This is a genomic window from Rhizobium sp. KNZ14-9A (assembly GCF_056755015.1).
Map to the genome: position 1 here is coordinate 1,690,607 of NZ_JBPGXB010000004.1, position 22,051 is coordinate 1,712,657.

Sequence of the window (22,051 nt, forward strand, 5' to 3'; positions counted from 1 at the left end):
GAATAATGGCTGAGAGTGACAATCTGCGTTTTGGTGTGGACCTGGTCACCTTCTTTCACCCGGGCTTCTGGGGCGTCGACAGCTATGACGCAATCGTGGAACATGCGAAGTCTCAGCCGCGGCAGTTCTGGGACAAGATCCTCGATAGCATCCAGGCCTCGGGCGTGACCGGTGTCGAGCTGACCTTCTCTCCGTTCAACTGGCAGGATGCGATCAAGACCTACGGGTCTGTGGACACCTTCGGCGCCGAGCTTTCTGCCCGCGGGCTCCAGCTCGCATCCGGCTTCTTCGCGGAGCTGGAGGCATCGGGCGACTTTACCGAGGCCGCCGCGCAGGCAGCCATCATCGCCAAGGCCGAACAATATGCCGATTTCATCAAGGCCTGCGGCGGCGATATCATGGTCATTGGCGCACCGATGCGTCAGACGCCAGGCGAAGAGCCCGTGCGTTTCCGCGATTTCGAACAGGCCAAGATCATCGCCGATTTCCTGAATCGGCTCGGAGCCATCCTTTACAAGAAGGGTGTCAAGCTCGCCGTGCATACGGAAGCGCATTCGATCTTTGCCGCTGCCCGCGACGTCGATCTTCTGATGCTGCTGACGGATCCGGCTTACGTGCACATGTGCCCGGACACGGCGCATATCATTCTCGAGGGTTCCGACCCGATCCAGCTCGTCGATCGCCATCACGAGCGCATGATCATCGCCCACTGGAAGGATGCGGTCGGCAAAATGCCGGCAGACACGCCGATCGGCACCGACATCCACGAGCGCCACCGTCCCTTTTTCTGCGGCTTCGGCCTTGGCCGCGTCGACTGGCCGGCCTGGATCCGCCTCTTGCGGGATCGCCAGTTCAATGGCTGGGCAATTCTCGAACTCGACGCCGCAGCTGATCCCGTTGGCGACATTGCCAACGGTCTGACCCTCGTGCGGCAGGCGCTGCTGCCGATCTATCGCTAACCGTAGCTTGCAACCAAACGGCCCCGCAAAGAGGGCCTATTCAAGAGGTGGAACAATGAAGAAAATGACGCTCCTGCTCGCCGGTACCATGCTGCTTGGCGCTGCCGGCCTTGCGAATGCAGACGACAGGCTGAAGGCCGAGGTCTTCACCTCCTGGACATCAGGCGGCGAGGGCCGCGCCGTCGAGGCCATCAAGAAGGAATTCGAAAAGCGCGGCGGTGTGTGGGAGAGCTCCACGATTGCCGGCTTCGAAAATGCCAATGCCGCATTCCAGAACCGCCTCGTCGCCGGTGATCCTCCGACCGCAAAACAGGTCGTCGTCGGCAAGGATCCGGCCGAATTCATCGAGCAGGGCCTGATGAACCCGATGGATGAAGTGGCGGCTGCCGGCAAGTGGAAGGATGCGCTTCCGAAGGCACTCTATGATTACATCACCTATGACGGCAAAGTTTATCTGACGCCGACCGGTATCCACGGTGAAAGCTGGATGTTCTATTCCAAGGACGCCTTCAGCAAGGCCGGGATCACCGAAGAGCCCAAGGACTGGAACACCTTCTTCGCCGACATGGACAAGCTGAAGACTGCCGGCCTGACACCGATCGGCTGGGGTGGCCAAGGCTGGCAGGAGGTGAAGGTCTTCAACATGGTGCTTCTGTCCCAGGTGGGCATGGACGGCTTCATGAAGATCTATGCCGAAAAGGATCAGGCAGCCCTGACCTCCGACGGCGTCAAGAAAGCTCTCGAAATCTTCGGCAAAATGCGGGCCTATGTCGATGAAGGCTCTGCCGGCCGCAACTGGAACGACGCCACCGCCATGGTTATCACTGGCAAGGCCGGCGTGCAGTTCATGGGTGATTGGGCCAAGGGCGAATTCACGGCTGCCGGCAAAGTCGCCGACAAGGATTTCGGCTGCGCCATCTCTCCCGCTTCCCCAGGCCTGATCTATATCTCCGACGCTTTCGCTTATCTGAAGACGAACGACGCCAACCAGGACGCAGCGCAGAAGCTGCTTGCCGAGGTCGTCATGGACCCCGCAGTTCAAGTCGAATTCTCGCTGAACAAGGGCTCGATCCCCGCACGCATCGATGTCGACAAGTCCAAGTTCGACGCCTGCACCCAGAAGGGCATGGCCTTCATGGCCGAGGGCAAGATCGTTCCCGAACACGCCATCACCACGACGCCGGAGCAGGTGGGTGCTCTGACAGACTTCATCGGCGAATTCTGGGCCAATCCGTCCGCCGATGTCGATGCATCGGCTGCGCAGTTCGCCGCGATCTTCGAGTAAAATCAAACAAGCCTGTCGCCTGCACCGCACCACTGGTGCAGGCGACTTTCGAAGCCCCTTGCAAAGACGCTCTGATGAAACGGAAGCATAACCGCTCGAAGGCGGCGCTCATCGCTCTCATCCCGACCTGGGCTGCGGTGGTCGTCGTCTACCTCGGCACCATGGTCTGGTCGGTGACCCTGTCCTTCACCAATTCGCGGCTGTTCCCGTCGTGGAACTTCGTCGGATTCGAGCAATATTCCAAGCTGTTTCAGACCGCCAAATGGCTGGTCTCCTTCCAGAACCTCATCATCTTCGGCGTGCTTTACGTCCTTGGCTGCCTGTTTGTCGGCTTCCTGCTTGCCGCCGCTCTCGACCGCAAGGTCCGCTTTGAAAACGCCTTCCGGACGATCTTCCTTTATCCTTATGCTATGTCCTTCGTCGTCACCGGCCTGATCTGGCAATGGATGATGAACCCGACGCTCGGCGTTCAGGCGAGCGTGCGTGCGCTTGGCTGGCAGGGTTTTTCCTTCGACTGGATCATCAACCGGGATCTTGCGATCTATGCGGTGGTGATCGCGGCCCTCTGGCAGGGCGCGGGCCTCGTCATGATCCTTGTGCTGGCCGGCATGCGCGGCATCGATGGCGAGCAGTGGCGCGCTGCCCGTATCGACGGCATTCCCGTCTGGCGCACCTATGTTTCGATCATCCTGCCGCAACTGACGCCGGCCTTTGCGGCGGCCGGCACGCTGCTCTCCATGGGCGTGATCAAGACCTACGATATCGTTGTGGCGCTCACCAATGGCGGACCGGGATCGGCAACAGAGGTGCCGGCGAAGTTCATCATGGACAATCTGTTCCAGCGTCAGAATCTCGGCCTTGCGACAGCAGCGGCGACCGTCCTGCTTTTAACCGTGCTGATCATCGTCGCACCCTTCCGCTATGCCCAACATATCCGCGCCCGGCGCCAGGCAGGTACGCTATGATCCATCCCCGCGGCCCCAGGCCGACGCAGATCACCGTCGCGCGCATCGGCCTATACGCCTTCCTCATCTCCGCCGCGCTGTTCTTCGCCGTGCCGCTTTACGTGATGATCGTCACATCGCTGAAGACCATGGACGAGATCCGGCTGGGGCAGATTTTTGCCCTGCCGCTGCACCTGGATTTTACCGCCTGGAAGACGGCCTGGGCCGGCGCCTGTGCCGGGAGCGAATGCACCGGCGTGCGCATGGGTTTCCTGAATTCGGTGAAGATCACCGTACCGGCCGTTGTCATCTCCGTCCTGATCGGCGCAATCAACGGTTATGCACTTTCCTTCTGGCGCCCGAAGGCAGGACGCCTGATGTTCGGCCTGCTGATGGCCGGCGCTCTGGTGCCCTACCAGATCTTTCTCTATCCGCTGGTGCGCGCCATGGCGGTGATGGGCTTCTACAACAGCCTCGGCGGCATCATTCTCGTGCATGTGCTGTTTGGCCTGCCGCTGGTGACGCTGCTTTTCCGCAACTACTTCGTCACCATTCCAGAAGAACTCTTCAAGGCAGCGCGCGTCGATGGCGCCGGCTTCTGGCGGATTTTCATCGAGATCATGCTGCCGATGGCGCTTCCGATGATCGTGGTCGCCTCGATGTTCCAGTTCACGGGCATCTGGAACGACTTCCTGCTCGGCGTCGTCTTTGCCGGACGCGACAATCTGCCGATGACAGTACAGCTCAACAACATCGTCAATACGACGATGGGCGAGCGCAACTACAACGTCAACATGGCGGCCACCATCCTCACCGCCATCATTCCGCTCGCCATCTATTTCCTGTCCGGACGCTGGTTCGTCCGCGGGATCGCGGCCGGCGCCGTCAAGGGGTAAGGCTGAATGCACTCTGCTGTTTCCATCAAGGACCTGAAGATCAGCTACGGCGACCATACGGTGATCGAGCAAATGTCGCTCGATATCGCACCGAAGGAATTCCTCGTCCTGCTCGGCCCGTCCGGCTGTGGCAAGTCGACCTTGCTGAACGCGATCGCCGGTCTTTCCGACATCACCGACGGGGAAATCTGGATTTCGGGGGAAAACGTTACCTGGGAAGAACCGAAGGACCGTGGCATCGGCATGGTGTTTCAGTCCTATGCGCTCTATCCCCGCATGTCGGTTCGCAAGAACCTCTCCTTCGGCCTCAGGGTCGCGGGCCTGCCGAAGCCGGAAATCGACAGCCGGGTCGAGCGAGCGGCATCGCTCCTGCATCTTGAAAAGCTGCTCGACCGCCGCCCGGCCGAGCTTTCCGGCGGCCAGCGCCAGCGCGTTGCGATCGGCCGCGCGCTGGTGCGCGACGTCGACGTCTTCCTGTTCGACGAGCCGCTGTCGAACCTCGATGCCAAACTGCGCAACGAGCTGCGCGTCGAGATCAAGAAGCTGCACCAGCAGCTCGGCAACACGATGATCTACGTCACCCACGACCAGGTAGAGGCGCTCACACTTGCCGATCGCATCGCCATCATGCGCGATGGCGTAATCCAGCAATTGGGCACACCTGCGGAGATCTATCACCGGCCTGCCAATCTCTTCGTCGCCGGCTTCATCGGCGCGCCCTCGATGAATTTCATTCAAGGCAGCATCGAACGGGACGGCAATAAGGTGCTATTCAAGGCGGGCGACCTCACCCTCGACATGTCTGGTTACGCTTTTGCCGCAAGGCCGCCGCAGGCCTGCCCGGTAACGCTTGGCGTGCGTCCGGAACATCTGAGTATCCGACCGGAAGCCGGGGACGCCGCGCTTCATGCAGCCGTCTCAGTCCTGGAGCCGATGGGTTCCGATACGGTTGTCTGGCTCACCTGGAAAGACACGACCCTGTCGCTGCGGGTGATGGGCGATCTCTCGCTCCAACCGGGCGATGTCATCGGCATCGGTCTCGATCTCTCCAAGGCATCGCTTTTTGCGAGCGACGGCAATCGCCTCTGAGCCGTGCTCTCCCGGCAGCAGAGAGATCGCGCTGCCCGTCCCATTCCATTGATGAAGTCAGGTTTTGAACGACATGTCTGAGAAAGTGTATGATGCGCTGGTGATCGGCTCCGGCGCGGCCGGCTCCTTTGCTGCCATGGAATTGACGGCCAATGGTCTATCCGTCCTGCTTCTCGAAGCCGGCCCTGAGATCAGCAAGAAAGATTTCGATCCCACCCGCAAGAAACCGCCCGCAAGCGCCATCAATATCTGGGAGCGCGCACGGGCGACCATCAAGGGCCAGCCGGTGCAGGCGCGTGCCGCCTTCTTCACCGAGCGCTTCAGCCGCTTCTTCGTCAATGACCGGAATAACCCCTATACCACGCCGCGCGGCGAACCCTTCCTGTGGATCCGCGGCCGGCAGTCGGGTGGGCGACTGCACAGTTTCGGGCGCGTGCTGCTGCGCTGGAGCGACGACGATTTCAAGATTGAAAGCCGCAGCGGCCGCGGCGTCGACTGGCCCGTCTCCTATGACGAACTAGCCCCCTTCTATGCCGAAGCCGAAAGCCAGCTTGGCCTCTACGGCAATCAGGATCATGTCTCGACCTTGCCGGACGGCGTCTATTCCCGCCCCGCCAAGCTGACACCGGCCGAAGAGCTTTTCAAGAAGACTGTCGAAAGCCAGGCGCCCGAACGGCATGTCGTATCCTGGCGTTATATCGCGCCGGACGCCGAGCGCGTGCCGCGCCCGCTGCGCGAGGCGCTCGCCAGCGGCAAGTTGACCATCCGCCACGATGCGATCGTGCGCCGCATTACCACGGATGCGAAGACAGGTCGGGCGACGGGCGCAGAATACGTTGATCGCAATTCCAGCAGCGTCCATGCGGTCAAGGCCGAAAACGTCGTCCTCTGCGCCTCGCCGATCGAAAGCGTTCGCCTGCTCCTGAATTCGGCATCGGCAAGGCACCCGAACGGGCTTGGCAATAGTTCGGGCACGCTCGGTCGCTATTTCATGGACCAGCTGCCCTGTCTGGCCTTTGGAACCTTTGCGCCTGCCCGTGGCTGGTCGCATGACGATTCGGCGCCGCAGGATCCGTTCTACAATCCGTCGGGCGGGATCTTCGTCCCGCGCTTCGACAATGTGGAAGGAAAGGCGCCGCGCGGCGACTTCGCCTATCAGGGCAGCGTCGGCCGCGCGCCGGTCGGCGATAACGAGCCATCGAGCCTTGCCTTCTTCGGCTTCGGCCTGATGCTGCCGCACGCCGACAATCGCATTACTCTCGATGCCAGCCACAAGGATGCCTGGGGCATTCCGGTACCGCATATCCGCTGCGTGATGCATGAGCCCGAGCAGGAACTGATCCGCAAGCAGGAAATGACCCTGATCGACATGGTGAAGAGTGCCGGCGGCGAGCTAGACTTCATCGGATCCCCGCTTGGCCTGAGAGAAATGGGCCGTGGCGCTTTCCCGGATGCCGACCCTTTAAGCCGTTTCCTGTTCCGCAAGTGGTTCCGAAAGACCATGTGCATGGGTGCGGCAATCCATGAAAGCGGCGGCGCGCGCATGGGCACTTCGCCGGAAAACTCCGTCCTCAACGAATGGAACCAGAGCTGGGACGTGCCCAATCTTCTTGTGACCGACGCGAGCGCCTTTGCCGGTGGCGGAACGGCGGGTACGACCTTGACCGTCATGGCCCTGACTCTTCGCGCCTGCCGGAAGCTCGCGGCGCAGTACCGCGGATCTGCCGGCGTCTCCAAACGCCGTGAGGTGTTGGGATGACTGGAGCGACACCGAAGACTAGGCCGGGCTGGCGGCCAGCGCGATCGAGTCGGCCACGTCGTTTAGCCGATCAGACAATATGGCCGTCGCCACGCGAAGATGTGCGCTTGGAAGGATGGAAAATTTAGCACCGGGATGAACCGCAATACCTCGCGCCGCCAGCGTGACCATCGCGAAAGGTTCGGATGCGACCGGCACCCAGGCACACAGGCCGCTGCCATGTTGCACTTCGATCCCACGTCCCCCCAGGGCGTCGACCAGATCGGCCCGACGCTGGAAATAGATATCGCGAGAGTGTTGCAGCGAGGTTTGCGTCACGGGATCCCGCAGAAGCCAGGCGGTGGCCGCCTGAAGGATGCGGCTTGTCCAGCCGGCGCTGAAGCTACGGTAGGACTGGATCTGTTCGACGATCGCCCGCGAGCTTGAGAGCACAGCAAGCCTGAGATCCGGACCATGCGTCTTCGAATAGGAGAGAATGTGAATGGTCCGGTCGGCAAACCGGCCACCGAGCGAATGACGCGGAGCCGTGGAAATGTCGGCAATGCCGTCATCTTCGACGATCAAGGTGTCCGTGCCGTCGAGAATGTCTCCAAGTCGTTGCAACCGCTCGCTGCTGACGTGCTGGCCGGTCACCGAGTGAAGCCGCGGCTGGAAAATGAAGGCGACCGGCCGCAGCTTCATTGCGGCCCCGAGAGACGAAGGCAGCGGCCCTTCCCGATCGCACTGGACCGGAATGATCTGCACGCCGCGGTCCTCCAGAATATCAAGAAGCCGCATGGCGGTCGGATCTTCGATTGCAACGGACGCACCGGGCATGACGAGCGCCTGGATAAGCGTGTAGACCGCATTATAGCCTCCGTTCGTCGCCAGCAATGCCTCCGGTTCGTATGGCCAGGTCTTTCGGACAGCCTCTTCGAGTTCCGGAAGAATGCGGCTTCGCTCGTAGCTGTTGAGATTTTCGGCCGACGCTCCATAGGCCATGGCTTCGGTAAGCTTTGGCAAAAGCCGGACATCCGGCACCGCCGATGTCAGGTCGAGGACGTCGGCTCCATAACGGCCGGAACTGCCGAGCCGTTCGGGTTTCGCCACGAAACGATCGCCGCTCACCCAGGTGCCGTTCCGTCCCCTGCCGGTAATGATTTTCTGGCGTCTCAGCTCGCTCCAGGCCTCGGAGATCGTCGCCGGACTGATCCCGAGCGCAAAGGCGAGATCGCGGATCGGTGGCAGCTTCGTTCCGACGGGGAGCGCCCCGGCGCGGATCAAGGCACTGGTTTCAATCGCAATTCCTCGAATTGTCCGATCGGTCAATTTTTGGGCAAACCATGCCGCGTCGACAATATCGCTCATTTTATCGCCACTTTTAATGTTCAATAACGTAATAACATTTGATCAGATAATTTTGAACATTTAATTGTTCCGAAAACAAGGTCTTTGCGAGTGAATGCCGATGCCCCTTAGCCTCCGACTTGCCCTCCGTGACTGGGACTACATGACGCCCCTGGTTCTCGGCGATGTCTCCTCTCCCAAGCTTGACATCAAGGTCGACCGCGTCGGCACATTGCTCTCGCATCTCGGAAAAAGCGACCACTACGATGTCGCGGAAATGTCCTTCAGCCGCTATACGCAGCTGCGCATTGATGGCGACGAGAGCGTCGTCGGCATTCCGAACTTCATCATGCGCGGCTTCCGTCACCGCTGCATCATCACCCGCAAGGACGGCCCCATCACCGAACTCGGCCAACTGGCCGGAAAGCGTATCGGCGTCACCGGATGGCGCGACTCCGGAAACACCTGGACCAGAGCAGCACTGCGCCGCGAGGGCGTCGGCGTCGAGGATGCCATGTGGTATGCGGGCCGCCTGACGGAAGCGCATCCGGTCGTCGATCGCCTGGACGGGTTCGGCCGGCCCGGCCGCATCGAAGCGGCTCCTGGCGAGCGCCCCATGGTCGACCTGCTCAAGGAAAGCTTCCTTGATGCGATCTTCACGCCTTTCATGCCTGACGGCTACTTCGGCGGAGGATCGCCGTTCCGGCAAGTCGTTTCCGATTTCAGAGGTGCCGAACGTCGATATTTCGATGATGTGGGCTATGTTCCCGGCATGCATCTGATCGGCATCAAAGCGGACATCGTCGCGCAGAACCCGTGGGTGATCGAGGAGCTCAGCAAGCTGATCGATGAATCGCAGCGGATGTGGCTGAGCAAACGCCGCAAATACGCCGACACCTCGCCCTTCATGATGGACGAACTGTTGAAGTCGGCAGCCGAGCTTCCGGTCGGCTGGGAGGCCAGCGGCTTTGCGGTCAACCGCAAGATGATCGCCGACTTCGCCAGCGAGCTTCACGTCCAGGGCATCCTGCCGCAGCTGATGACGCCGGAAGACCTCTTCTCCTTCGATGTGGACGGTAGCCGCATCGGGTGAACGCAACACGAAACGCATAAATTCGAACCAAACAGGGGAAATGAACAATGTCGATCAGGAAAATTGCATGCCTTGCTCTGACGAGCGTAGTGATCTCGGGAACGGCCTTCGCTGAAGATGCGGCCCTGCCCAAGCTTTCCGTCAACGACGCGCTTCATGCGCAGTTGCCCGAAGCGATCCGCACGTCTGGCAAGATGATCTCCGTCAACAATGGCTCGTTTCCTCCCTATGAAATCGTCACGGGCACCGAGATGACAGGCGCCAGCGCCGATCTGACCGACGCGCTCGGCCAGGTTCTCGGCGTCAAGATCGAGCATGAGACCGTCGGTGGTCTGCCGGCGCTGCTGGCTGGCGTCAACTCGGGCCGCTATCAGTTTGCCTTCGGTCCCGTCGGCGATTTCAAGAGCCGCGAAGAGTCCAACGACTTCGTCGATTGGGTGCAGGAATTTGTGGTCTTCTCGGTGCAGAAGGGCAATCCGAAGAGCATCACCTCGCTCGATACCGCCTGCGGCAACCGCATCGCCGTCATGGCCGGCGGTTCGGCCGAAAAGGTCATCCAGGTGCAGGCCGAAAAGTGCAAGACCGATGGCAAGGGCGCGATCGAGGTACAGTCCTTCACCGACCAGCCGAGCTCTATCCTTGCCGTCCGCTCCAAGCGGTCTGATGCCTTCTTCTCCTCCCAGGCGCCGCTCACCTATTTCGTGTCGCAGGCCAACGGCCAGTTGGAACTGACCGGTGTCGGACAGAAGAACGGCTTCGAGAATCTCTATCAGGGCGCGGTTGTCGCGAAGGGCTCGCCGCTTGGCCCAGTCCTGCGCGATGCAGTGAAGGTGCTGATGGACAATGGCACCTATGCCGCGATCATGAAGAAGTGGGGCCTTGAGAACAACATGATCAAGGAGCCCGGCATCAACCTCGGTGGGACGCTTCCGAAATGAGCACACAACTACAAACACTCGCATCGCCCCCCGGCGATGCGAGAAGCCGGGATGTGGCCCATGCCCACAAGCCCTTCCCCAAAGGCCGCGTTGCGGCCTGGGCCATCACGTTTGCGATCGCCGCCTACTGGGCTTGGTCGGTCGCGCTTAATGAGAATTTCGGCTGGCCGGTCGTCGCACATTATTTCTTCGACCCCACCGTCATCAGCGGCCTTTACGTCTCGCTTGGCCTGACGGTCGTCGCGATGATCATCGGCATCGCGCTCGGCCTCGTGCTGGCCGTCGCGAGAATGTCCAGCGATCGCCTGGCAAGTTCGCTTGCCTCGCTGTTCATCTGGTTCTTCCGCGGAACACCGCTCCTGGTGCAGCTGATCTTCTGGTACAATCTTTCGACGCTCTTTCCGACACTGTCGATCGGCATTCCGTTCGGCCCGACCTTCATGAGCTGGGATACGAATTCGGTGATCAGCCCGATGACGGCTGCGATTGCCGGTCTCGCACTCAATGAGTCCGCCTATATGGCCGAAATCATCCGCGGCGGGTTGCTTTCGGTGGACAAGGGTCAGTTCGAGACGGCGGAAGCCTTCGGCATGACGCGCATCCGCGCCCTTCGCCGCATCATCATTCCACAGGCCATGCGCTCGATCGTTCCGCCGACCGGCAACCAGCTGATCAGCATGATCAAGGCGACCTCGCTCGTCAGCGTCATCGCCATGGCTGATCTGCTCTATTCGGTGCAGTCGATCTACAACCGCACCTTCGAGATCGTGCCGATGCTGCTCGTTGCCGTCCTCTGGTACCTGCTCATCACGTCGGTCCTGAATGTCGGCCAGGCCTATATCGAGCGCTACTACAGCCGCGGCGATCGCCGCACGGGCGCCGCCAAGCCTGTAAAGGAAGCGGCTGTCATGGCACAGGCAACGGAGGCAGGCGTATGAACGAGATCTCCACTATCGAGCCTCTCGTCAAGGCACGCAATGTCCACAAGTCCTTCGCGGATCTGGAAGTGCTGAAGGGTATCGATCTCGACGTCGCGCCCGGTGAGGTCGTCGTTGTCCTTGGCCCCTCCGGCTCCGGCAAATCGACATTCCTGCGCTGTATCAACCACCTCGAATCCATCAACCAGGGTTCGATCGAGGTGGACGGTGAACAGATCGGCTACCGCCTGCACAAGGACCGGCTGCTGCAGCTGTCGAACCATGCGATCGCCCTGCAGCGGCGCAAGATCGGCATGGTGTTCCAGCAGTTCAATCTCTACCCGCATATGACGGCGCTGCAGAACATCATCGAGGCGCCGGTCGGCATACACGGTGAAAGCCGCAAGGCCGCGACCGAAAATGCGCTGAGGCTCCTGGAACGGGTCGGGCTTTCAGCCAAGGCCGACAGCTACCCGCGCCAGCTTTCCGGCGGCCAGCAGCAGCGCGTGGCGATTGCCCGCGCGCTCGCCATCAAGCCGAAGCTGATGCTCTTCGACGAGCCGACCTCGGCACTCGACCCCGAACTGGTCGGCGAGGTTCTCGCCACCATGCGGGATCTTGCAAACCAGGGTCTGACGATGATCGTCGTCACCCACGAGATCGGTTTCGCGCGGGAAGCGGCCGACCGCGTCGTTTTCATGGATGACGGCAAGGTCGTGGAACAAGGCAAGCCGGAAGACGTGATCGGCAACCCGCAGCACCCCCGCACCAGAAGTTTCCTGTCGCGCTTTATCTAGCGCGGCGGCTCCTCGATGCTCTTGCCCTGCGGGCTGGCTTTACCGTGAGCCGGCCGGCGATACCGCGCCCATGAAACTGGAATTGCCATGTCCCTCGACAATGATTTTGCCCGCCTCTCCGATTTCGAACCCATGGAAGCGGAGCTGACGGCCGTCCGCCGGCATCTGCACGCCCATCCTGAGCTCTCCTTCGAAGAGGCCGAGACCGCGCGTTTTGTTGCCGAAAAGCTCGAATCCTGGGGGTATGACGTCACCCGCAACGTCGGCGGCCATGGCGTGGTTGCGCGCATGACGGTCGGCGCCGGAAAGAAGAGCATCGCCATCCGCGCCGACATGGACGCTCTGCCGATCACCGAGGAGACCGGCCGTCCCTATGCCAGCACGGTTGCCGGCAAGATGCATGCCTGCGGACATGACGGCCACACGACGATACTTCTCGGTGCGGCCGAATATCTGGCGCGCACGCGCCGCTTCAACGGGACAGTCAATCTCATTTTCCAGCCGGCCGAGGAGGCAGGTGCGCTGAGTGGTGCGCCCGCAATGATCGCTGACGGGCTGTTCGAACGCTTTCCCTTCGATGTTATCTTTGGTCTGCACAATCATCCCGGCGCACCCGAAGGCACCTGGTTGATGCGGTCGGGCCCGCTGATGGCGGCTGCCGACAGCGCCGAGATCATCATCAGGGGCAAGGGCGGGCACGCCTCGCGTCCGCATCTGACCGTCGATCCGGTGGTCGTTGCCTGCAACCTCGTCGTCAGCCTGCAATCGGTCGTTTCCCGCAGCATCGATCCGACACAAACCGCGGTCGTCACGGTCGGGGCGATCCACGCCGGCGAGGCCGCAAACGTCATCCCCGAAAGTGCAAAACTGCTGCTCAGCATTCGCTCCTTCGACCCGAAGGTGCGCGAGACGCTGGAGGTCAGGATCCGCAGGCTCGCCGAAACGATCGCCGACGGTTACGGCGCAGCCGCCGAAATCGAATACACTCGCGGTCACCCCGTGGTCGTCAATTCGGAAGCGGAAACGGAATTCGCCCGCATGGTCGCAGAAGAACTCGTCGGTGCTGACAAGGTCGCTCTCTGCAACCTCATTCCCGGTAGTGAGGACTTCTCGCATTTCCTCGAGCACAAGCCCGGAAGCTTCCTGCGGCTCGGCAACGGTGTGGAATCCGCGATCCTGCACAGCGCCAAATACGACTTTGCCGACAAATCCCTGACGGTGGGTGCCGCGATGTGGGCACGCTTGAGCGAACGCTATCTCGACGACTGAGGCATCTCGGCACAGGCCGTGAACTCTCGCGTCCATGCGTTCGTGGCGCAAACGTTGCAACCTGGCGCGCTACCAGGCCGGGAACGGATCTTCGAGAGTTGACCATTCGCGCGGGTCCGCACTGGCGAGGCAGTCGTCCAACGCGGTCCGCACACCTGTCTCGTCCATGCCAACGCCGATGAACACCAGTTCCTGCCGGCGGTCGCCCCAGGCGCTGTCCCATCGGCTCTGCAGGTGCTGATGAAACTGCTGATGGCTCGGCCAGTCTTGTCGCGGAACGGCCGCCCACCAGAGCCCCATGGGTTCGCAACGCCGCTGCACCCCTGCAGCCGACATAAGGCCTACGTGACGCGGGCGCGTGGCAAGCCAGAAATGGCCCTTGGCGCGAAGCACTCCAGGCCAGGGCTCGTCCAGGAATGCCCGAAACCGCTTGGGGTCGAAGGGGCGCCTCGTGCGGTAGACAAAGCTCGATACCCCGTATTCCTCCGTTTCCGGAACATGCTCGCCCGGGCTGTACAATTCCTTGTGCCACAAGGGATGTGCGGCGGCTTTTTCTTCATCGAAGAGGCCGGTATTGAGAACGGTTGCCAGAGAAACTCTGCCGAGATCCGTCTCTACCTGACGCGCATCCGGGTTGAGAGACGCAACAATCTTGCGGACCTCCGCGCGGACCTCTTTGGTCGCATCCGAGATCTTGTTGATCACAACGACATCGGCAAACTCGATCTGGTCGACCAGCAGGTCGATTAGGGTGCGCCGGTCCTCACCGTCCCGTTGCAAGCCGCGGTCGGCAAGCAGATCGGCGCTACTGTAGTCGACTAACAGGTTTGCAGCGTCGACCACCGTGACCATCGTGTCTAGTCTGGCAAAATCGGAAAGCGAAACGCCGTTTTCATCGCAGAAGGAAAAGGTTGCCGCGATGGGGCGCGGCTCGGCAATGCCGGTGCCTTCGATCAACAGATAGTCGTATCGCCCTTCTTCGGCCAGTCGCCGCACTTCCGTGAGCAGATCGTTGCGCAGGGTGCAGCATATGCAGCCATTGCTGAGCTCGACCAATGTCTCCGTCGTATGCGACAGGTTGCAGCTACCGTCTCGAATGAGGCTTGCGTCTATGTTCACTTCACTCATGTCGTTGACGATGACGGCAACCCGCAGGCCTTCACGATTGTTCAGGACGTGACTGAGAAGCGTCGTCTTACCAGCGCCGAGAAAACCGGCGAGCACGGTTACCGGGAGCCGCTCGATGCTGTTCATCGGCATGCCCTGAATGTGAGCACTCGGAGCCGTCGGTATTTGCGTCGTATGAGCCTCATTCGAATCCCGTTCGTAGCCTCCTTCCCGATGCGTCATGCGGCAAGCTGAGGGCGGAAGACCACATCGGCATAGTAATTCGCTGAATCATAGGTGTTGGTCGGGAAGAGCCCCGCGGTGGCGGACCCGCCATAGGCATAGACGCCATTGCCACCGGCCAAAGCGCTTGACTGAGCCGTCAGAGGCCCATTTGTCACCGCATTGTTGAAGAAGCCGTCCGTCGCCACATAGGCACCTGTCGTGTGATAGGAGGCGACATAGTTGGTGTTGGCGGTGATGGTAACCGGTGTTGTAAAGTTCACGGTTTGCCAGCCGCTCGCCGTGGTGTTGGTGAAGGTGGCGGTTGCGAGCTTGGTGCCTGTCGTGGTCCACAGGTCGACGACATTCTGGCCGTTGTCGTTGGCGCTGCGGTAGAACTTGATGCCGGTAATGTCGCCGGCAACGTTCGACTGGAACTTGACGCCGAGTTCAACCTGCTGACCATCGTTGAGGTTCGTCTGGGTCGGCGTGCTGGAGGCGGAAAACAGGCTGTAGGTCGTTGGCGCCGTCGATACGGCGACATTGAAGGTCTCGTTGGCCGCAAGGCCGCCGAGGTCGGTCGCCGTCACCTTGACACCGTAAGTGCCTGATGTCGTCGGCGTGCCGGAGAACGTGCGTGTCGTGGCGTTGAAGGCCAGCCAGGCGGGAAGTGCCGTGCCGTCGGCAGCAGTTGCCGTATAGGTCAGCGTCTCGGTGCTGTCGACATCGGTAAAGGTCGTGGTCGGCAGCACGAAGGAGAAGGCAGAGCCGACGGTGGCATTCTGGGTGGCCGTCTGGACGGCCAGCACCGGTGCGTCATTGGCACCATGGATGGTGACGGTCAGGTTTGCCGTGGCGGTGGCGCCGGCCGTGTCGCGCATCGTGTAGCTGAACACATCGCTCAGCGTGTTGGTCGACTGGCGCAGCGCCTGGACGGCGGCATTGGTCTCGTTGACGGCATAGCTATAGACGCCCGATGCGCTGAGCACGAGACTGCCATAGGTGCCGTTCAGCGCCGAACCGAGCGTGCCTGATGTCGCGCCGAAGACGACGGCCGTAACCGTCTTGGTATCGCCGGCATCCGGATCGGTGTCGTTGGTCAGCACATTGCCACTCGCAACCACCCCACCCGAACCATTAGCAATGCCACCCTTCTCGGTCGCGTCGCCTGCATCGGCAACTGCCGTCGGCGTCGTGTTGCCAGGCGTCGACACGGCAATGTTGAAGCTCTCGTTGGCCGCAAGGCCGCCGAGGTCTGTCGCCGTCACCTTGACGCCATAGGTTCCGCCTGTCGTCGGCGTGCCGGAGAATGTCCGTGTCGTGGCGTTGAAGGCCAGCCAGGCGGGAAGTGCCGTGCCGTCGGCAGCAGTTGCCGTATAGGTCAGCGTCTCGGTGCTGTCGACATCGGTGAAGGTCGTGGTCGGCAGCACGAAGGAGAAGGCAGAGCCGACGGTGGCATTCTGGGTGGCCGTCTGGACGGCCAGCACCGGTGCGTCATTGGCGCCATGGATGGTGACGGTCAGGTTTGCCGTGGCGGTGGCACCGGCAGTGTCGCGCATCGTGTAGCTGAACACATCGCTCAGCGTGTTGGTCGACTGGCGCAGCGCCTGGACGGCGGCATTGGTCTCGTTGACGGCATAGCTGTAGACGCCCGATGCGCTGAGCACGAGACTGCCATAGGTGCCGTTCAGCGCCGTGCCGAGCGTGCCTGATGTCGCGCCGAAGACGACGGCCGTAACCGTCTTGGTATCGCCGCCATCCGGATCGGTGTCGTTGGTCAGCACATTGCCGCTCGCAACCACCCCACCCGAACCGTTCGCCACACCACCCTTCTCGGTCGCGTCACCCGCATCGGCAACCGCCGTCGGCGTCGTGTTCGACGTCGATGCCGGGCGGAAGACCACATCGGCGTAGTAATTGGCAGCATTGTAGGTGGCATTCGGGAAAATGCCTGTGGTGGCGGATCCGCCATAGCGGTAGACGCCGTTGCCACCGGCCACCGCACTCGACTGGGCAGTCAACGGGCCGCTGGTGACGGCGGCCGTATAGAAATTGTTGGTCGCCACATAGGCACCTGTCGTGTGATAGGAGGCGACATAGTTGGTGTTGGCGGTGATGGTAACCGGTGTTGTAAAGTTCACGGTTTGCCAGCCGCTCGCCGTGGTGTTGGTGAAGGTGGCGGTTGCGAGCTTGGTGCCTGTCGTGGTCCACAGGTCGACGACATTCTGGCCGTTGTCGTTGGCGCTGCGGTAGAACTTGATGCCGGTAATGTCGCCGGCAACGTTCGACTGGAACTTGACGCCGAGTTCAACCTGCTGACCATCGTTGAGGTTCGTCTGGGTCGGCGTGCTGGAGGCGGAAAACAGGCTGTAGGTCGTTGGCGCCGTCGATACGGCGACATTGAAGGTCTCGTTGGCCGCAAGGCCGCCGAGGTCGGTCGCCGTCACCTTGACACCGTAAGTGCCTGATGTCGTCGGCGTGCCGGAGAACGTGCGTGTCGTGGCGTTGAAGGCCAGCCAGGCGGGAAGTGCCGTGCCGTCGGCAGCAGTTGCCGTATAGGTCAGCGTCTCGGTGCTGTCGACATCGGTAAAGGTCGTGGTCGGCAGCACGAAGGAGAAGGCAGAGCCGACGGTGGCATTCTGGGTGGCCGTCTGGACGGCCAGCACCGGTGCGTCATTGGCACCATGGATGGTGACGGTCAGGTTTGCCGTGGCGGTGGCGCCGGCCGTGTCGCGCATCGTGTAGCTGAACACATCGCTCAGCGTGTTGGTCGACTGGCGCAGCGCCTGGACGGCGGCATTGGTCTCGTTGACGGCATAGCTATAGACGCCCGATGCGCTGAGCACGAGACTGCCATAGGTGCCGTTCAGCGCCGAACCGAGCGTGCCTGATGTCGCGCCGAAGACGACGGCCGTAACCGTCTTGGTATCGCCGGCATCCGGATCGGTGTCGTTGGTCAGCACATTGCCACTCGCAACCACCCCACCCGAACCATTAGCAATGCCACCCTTCTCGGTCGCGTCGCCTGCATCGGCAACTGCCGTCGGCGTCGTGTTGCCAGGCGTCGACACGGCAATGTTGAAGCTCTCGTTGGCCGCAAGGCCGCCGAGGTCTGTCGCCGTCACCTTGACGCCATAGGTTCCGCCTGTCGTCGGCGTGCCGGAGAATGTCCGTGTCGTGGCGTTGAAGGCCAGCCAGGCGGGAAGTGCCGTGCCGTCGGCAGCAGTTGCCGTATAGGTCAGCGTCTCGGTGCTGTCGACATCGGTGAAGGTCGTGGTCGGCAGCACGAAGGAGAAGGCAGAGCCGACGGTGGCATTCTGGGTGGCCGTCTGGACGGCCAGCACCGGTGCGTCATTGGCGCCATGGATGGTGACGGTCAGGTTTGCCGTGGCGGTGGCACCGGCAGTGTCGCGCATCGTGTAGCTGAACACATCGCTCAGCGTGTTGGTCGACTGGCGCAGCGCCTGGACGGCGGCATTGGTCTCGTTGACGGCATAGCTGTAGACGCCCGATGCGCTGAGCACGAGACTGCCATAGGTGCCGTTCAGCGCCGTGCCGAGCGTGCCTGATGTCGCGCCGAAGACGACGGCCGTAACCGTCTTGGTATCGCCGCCATCCGGATCGGTGTCGTTGGTCAGCACATTGCCGCTCGCAACCACCCCACCCGAACCGTTCGCCACACCACCCTTCTCGGTCGCGTCACCCGCATCGGCAACCGCCGTCGGCGTCGTGTTCGAGCTCGGCGTCGTAAACATCACATCGACCCAATAATTCGTCGACGCGAAGGTGCTCGTGGGGAACAGACTGGCGCTGCCATAGGCGTATACGCCGTTGCCGCTGGCCGGCGCCGTCAGGGGGCCGCTCGTCACATTGGAGACGAAGTAGTTGGCGGTTGTCGAATAGTGGCCGGTATTCGTATGGTAGGACGCCGTGTAAGTCTGTCCGGCCGTCAAGGCCACCGGGCTCGAGAAATAGGCCGTCTGCCAGCCGCTGGCAGTCTCGTTCGTGAAGGTGAGGGTCGCAATCCGCGTACCCGTGCTCGACCAGAGTGAGCCGGTATGCGTGCCGGTGTCCTGGCTGCCCTTGTAGAAACGAATGCCGGTGACGGTCCCTGCCGCGGAGGTCTGGAATTTGACCCCGAGCTCGACGGCCGACGTATCGTCGGTGTTGACGACAGCAGGCGTCCCCGCGCCGAAGAGAGAATAAAAGCTCGCCCCGGTCACGGTGACCGTGCGCCCTGCCGAGGCTGCTTCAAGGTTGATGCTGTCGTCGACGGCCCGTGAGCGGATCGTGTAATTGCCCGCGATCTGCGGCGACCAGGTATAAGTCCAGTTCTCATCGCCTGCCGCCGGATGCCAGCTCGCTCCATTGTCGGTCGAAACCTCGACGCCGGCAATGACCCCGCCGCCCGTGTCGGTGGCGGTACCTGTAATCGTGACTGTGGAGCCAACAGTCGCCGTTGACGGCGCCGTGATGATGGAAGTCGGTGCAACATGATCCGTGGAGCCGGTCGTGGCGACGAGCCCGGATTGCAGCGTCCCGGGCTGAATGCCCATGTCGGCCAGCAGATTGACCATTGCCTGCTGCACGCGGGGATCGGTCGGGGTCGCCTCATTATCGTGATTGTTGCTTAAGCCCCATGTCCAGTAGACAGTACCGGCGCCAAACACCAATGCACCGCTCGGGGCACGATAAAGCGTCAGATTGTGGGTCGCGGTCGCGTTGCCGGTCGTGTTTCCATAATCGAGCAAATAGGTGCTGACCGGAAGCGTCGTCGAAGACAGCTTGACGAGACCGGCCGGATCGAAACCGTTATCGGTCGCTTCGTCCCACTCGTAACCAAGATAGTTCTTGGTCAGCGTTGCGGTCTGGCCGGGCTGGAGATTGGAAACGCTCGTATTGCGCCAGAAACGCAGATTGGCGTCATCATATCCAACCGTGATCGCGGCAAGATTGCTGCCGACATCATCGACCTTGAACAGCTGCCCGGTCAGCGAGTTTTCCGGGTTTCCGCCGCCGATAGCCGGTGGGCTGAGACGCGGATCGCGGAATGTACCCGTCCATTCGTTGGAAGGGTCGATGCTGGCGCCGGGCGACCATGTCTCCTTGTAGGAAATAAGGGTGCGATAAGGCGTGCCGTCGGCGCTGTAGGCATTGCCCCAACGGGTGCGCCAATAGACCTCGTTACCGCTCCAGAACATCAGGTTGACGCCCGCATCGCGTGCGGCTTCGACATTCGTCCTCTGCTGTCCAGACCAGTATTCGTCATGCCCGGCATCAACATAGGTTTTGTGATTGAGCAGCAGGCTGCCATAGCGGTCGACGTCGACACCCGACAGGTACGAAACATCATAGCCGTTCTGCTCCAGCCAGTAGATGCCCGCATATTCGGCGCCGAACAGATAGTCTTGCGGACCGGCATAGGTGCCAACCCCGCCGCGGGTCGCAATCGGCCTGTTGTAACTGACCGCATAGGCGCGACCAGCGCCCTGCCCCGTCGCCGGACCGTTGCCACCGTAGAAGTTTGCGCCACCCCAGCCGTTATAGGCTTGCCAGGTCTCGTCAGCGGTCTGGAAAACGATATCGCTGTGGCTGTCATCGTCGCGCACGATGAACGGAATCTGATTTTCGCCGAAGGTGCCATCCTGCCGCACGAGCTTGGCGATATAGACGCCTGAGACAGCATCTTCAGGTACGGCCCACGAAGCCGACACTGCCCAGTTGCCGGCATCCACGGTGCCGGTCGTGGCATTGCGCAACGGATTTGGTTGATTCTGCACGCCGGTGTGCTGAATGGTCGTGACCTTGCGCGCGCCCATGCCGCCATAATAGCCGAGGCGGTAGATATCGATCCGGTAGTTGTTGGAATCCGTATCAATCTTGAAGCTGACCGTCTTGCCGTTGTCGACACTGATGTCGGTCGCAAATCCCTCGATATTGGAGCTGCCGGCGCCATCGATGCCCCACTCGCTCTCCGGATTGCCCGGCAGCTGGTTTTCCGCCACGGTCTTGTTGACAGGCGCCGCTGCCGCTGCGGCTGCCAGATTTTGGGTCGTTAACGACCGCTGCGTGATCGGCGGTGTGGTGACCGAACCGGAAAGGATGCCGACGCCCTTGGTGCCGGTTGCCGTTCCCATTTCTCCGCCGCCGGGCAACGATCCGTTCAAGTTCGTCGAGCCCGTCAACTTTGCGGTTCCGCGCCAGCTCGAGAGCGGGGATAAGTCACGATCAAGAAGCGGGTCGCTGACTGAGGCACCGATGGCCCGCTTGATCGTTGCTGCATAGTCCGGCCCTTCGGTCAGCCTCGTCCCCGGCAATTGACCATCCTGTTGAAGCATGGCGCCGCCATGGGCCCAATCGAGGATCCGCGTAGGGGATGTAAAATAGCCACATCCGCAGACACCAAAAGGCATGCCAAACGCCAATGAATTCGATCCACCGTGGTGCGCAGCAGCCGCTGCTGACGGGCTCGATTCGAGAATGACCACCTTGCCGGAGTGAGCGCGTGCACCCGCTACGGTGGCGGAACCTTGCCCTGACGCTGTCGGTGCGGGGCTCTGCGGCAGATACGGAGCCAGGGGATCGTCGCCTATGGTGCCCATGCCAGCATAGGTGCGATAAGGGGGCAATGCGGCGCCGTTCGCGTTCCGCTCGAAAGGTGCAAAAACCGGATTATGGGCCGACAGAACAGACGCGGCAGAATTTCCACTTCCAACACCCGTTTCGCGCGCCGCTGCGAAAGCATCCGCCAAGGATGGGGACACTTGGTCAATATCGCCCCGACCGTCTGCTTCGCCGACCGTTTCCGCTCTCGGTTCGTCATCATGTCCGCTGAGCACAAAATTGTTGTCGGGACTGCCGACAAGGGCACCCCCCTTGCTTCCACCCGCTGTCTGCGCGGATGTCGCAAGTTGAGCACTATCCTCGGGCCGATCGGCGCCCTTGCGCGGCCTTGCCTTTCCACTGGCGGCCAGCCACCGGGGAACCCACGAATCCATCATGAGTGAGCGCGAAGCCCACCGGCGAGCGTTGCGATACATGGTGTGCCCTCTCGCGAAATTACCAGGATCAAATCTATGAGGATCGTTCGATACGCGGACCTCCGATTATAATCGAAAAGTGGACGAGTATGTCCTACCCCTTTCGACCTACAGGCTGCATCCTTTAGGCAAACGGGCTTTTGCGTGGACGCGCGACTTGCCTTTCGCGAGACAACAAGCGGTACGGTCGTCGGATCTGCTTCGCATCACGCACGGCTACTGGCGCACCCCGCCAAGCTCGCTGCCTTGCACACGCAGAAACTGACAATCCAGTCGCTGTCGATTGCCAACTCCTCTTGGCAGAGCATTTTGTCGCTCTTCCGCGGCAAACGGGATCGCGGAAAATTACCTGCTAGGTAACCGACCGGGCCTATACAAATCGAACCGCGCTTCGATGGAGCGCGGCTTTT

The 22,051-nt window shown here is 61.4% G+C and carries 14 protein-coding genes; 11 read left to right on the plus strand and 3 right to left on the minus strand.

All coding sequences use genetic code 11. The features are described from left to right. Nucleotides 1-5 precede the first annotated feature (5 nt). From ACR9ZQ_RS38150 to ACR9ZQ_RS38175, 6 genes are all read left to right on the plus strand, one after another. On the plus strand, nt 6-959 hold the full coding sequence (locus tag ACR9ZQ_RS38150) for a sugar phosphate isomerase/epimerase family protein (protein ID WP_481430438.1): 954 nt from the start codon (nt 6-8) through the stop codon (nt 957-959). A 55-nt stretch (nt 960-1,014) separates the two neighbouring features. Beyond that, nucleotides 1,015-2,244, plus strand: coding sequence for an ABC transporter substrate-binding protein (locus ACR9ZQ_RS38155; RefSeq protein ID WP_481430439.1), 1,230 nt, complete (start codon nt 1,015-1,017; stop codon nt 2,242-2,244). 74 nt (nt 2,245-2,318) lie between these two features. Continuing rightward, nucleotides 2,319-3,209: a carbohydrate ABC transporter permease gene (locus ACR9ZQ_RS38160; RefSeq protein WP_442207585.1), complete on the plus strand. Its 891-nt coding sequence runs from the start codon at nt 2,319-2,321 to the stop codon at nt 3,207-3,209. Further along, nucleotides 3,206-4,084, plus strand: coding sequence for a carbohydrate ABC transporter permease (locus tag ACR9ZQ_RS38165; protein ID WP_310382205.1), 879 nt, complete (start codon nt 3,206-3,208; stop codon nt 4,082-4,084). The genes ACR9ZQ_RS38160 and ACR9ZQ_RS38165 overlap by 4 nt, the downstream gene beginning before the upstream one ends. 6 nt (nt 4,085-4,090) lie before the next feature. After that, on the plus strand, nt 4,091-5,173 hold the full coding sequence (locus tag ACR9ZQ_RS38170; RefSeq protein ID WP_481430440.1) for an ABC transporter ATP-binding protein: 1,083 nt from the start codon (nt 4,091-4,093) through the stop codon (nt 5,171-5,173). 73 nt (nt 5,174-5,246) lie between these two features. Further along, entirely contained in the window at nt 5,247-6,932 is a 1,686-nt protein-coding gene (locus ACR9ZQ_RS38175; protein ID WP_481430441.1) for a GMC oxidoreductase, read from the plus strand. An 18-nt stretch (nt 6,933-6,950) separates the two neighbouring features. On the opposite strand, the gene ACR9ZQ_RS38180 is transcribed toward ACR9ZQ_RS38175, so the two are convergent. Then, the gene (locus tag ACR9ZQ_RS38180) at nt 6,951-8,279 is read right to left on the minus strand and encodes an aminotransferase-like domain-containing protein (RefSeq protein ID WP_481430442.1); all 1,329 of its coding nucleotides are present in this window, start codon (nt 8,277-8,279) and stop codon (nt 6,951-6,953) included. Nucleotides 8,280-8,379: 100 nt separating this feature from the next. Here ACR9ZQ_RS38180 and ACR9ZQ_RS38185 point away from each other — a divergent pair, with 100 nt between their 5' ends. The 5 genes from ACR9ZQ_RS38185 (at nt 8,380) to ACR9ZQ_RS38205 (ending at nt 13,272) form a co-directional block, all read left to right on the plus strand. After that, complete coding sequence (locus tag ACR9ZQ_RS38185) at nt 8,380-9,351, plus strand: substrate-binding domain-containing protein (protein WP_481430443.1); 972 nt, start codon at nt 8,380-8,382, stop codon at nt 9,349-9,351. A gap of 47 nt (nt 9,352-9,398) precedes the next feature. Beyond that, entirely contained in the window at nt 9,399-10,289 is an 891-nt protein-coding gene (locus ACR9ZQ_RS38190; protein ID WP_481430444.1) for an ABC transporter substrate-binding protein, read from the plus strand. After that, entirely contained in the window at nt 10,286-11,227 is a 942-nt protein-coding gene (locus ACR9ZQ_RS38195) for an amino acid ABC transporter permease (RefSeq protein WP_481430445.1), read from the plus strand. Before ACR9ZQ_RS38190 ends, ACR9ZQ_RS38195 begins: the two co-directional genes overlap by 4 nt. Further along, a complete protein-coding gene (locus tag ACR9ZQ_RS38200; RefSeq protein ID WP_481430446.1) occupies nt 11,224-12,003 on the plus strand; it encodes an amino acid ABC transporter ATP-binding protein in 780 nt (259 codons plus the stop codon). Before ACR9ZQ_RS38195 ends, ACR9ZQ_RS38200 begins: the two co-directional genes overlap by 4 nt. A gap of 87 nt (nt 12,004-12,090) precedes the next feature. Then, nucleotides 12,091-13,272 carry a M20 aminoacylase family protein gene (locus ACR9ZQ_RS38205; RefSeq protein ID WP_481430447.1) on the plus strand — a complete coding sequence of 394 codons (1,182 nt, stop codon included), beginning with the start codon at nt 12,091-12,093 and terminating at the stop codon, nt 13,270-13,272. Nucleotides 13,273-13,341: 69 nt separating this feature from the next. Here the strand turns inward: ACR9ZQ_RS38205 and ACR9ZQ_RS38210 are convergent, their stop codons facing one another. Next, on the minus strand, nt 13,342-14,526 hold the full coding sequence (locus tag ACR9ZQ_RS38210) for a GTP-binding protein (RefSeq protein WP_481430448.1): 1,185 nt from the start codon (nt 14,524-14,526) through the stop codon (nt 13,342-13,344). Nucleotides 14,527-14,618: 92 nt separating this feature from the next. After that, on the minus strand, nt 14,619-21,641 hold the full coding sequence (locus ACR9ZQ_RS38215) for a DUF4082 domain-containing protein (RefSeq protein ID WP_481430449.1): 7,023 nt from the start codon (nt 21,639-21,641) through the stop codon (nt 14,619-14,621). Nucleotides 21,642-22,051 lie beyond the last annotated feature (410 nt).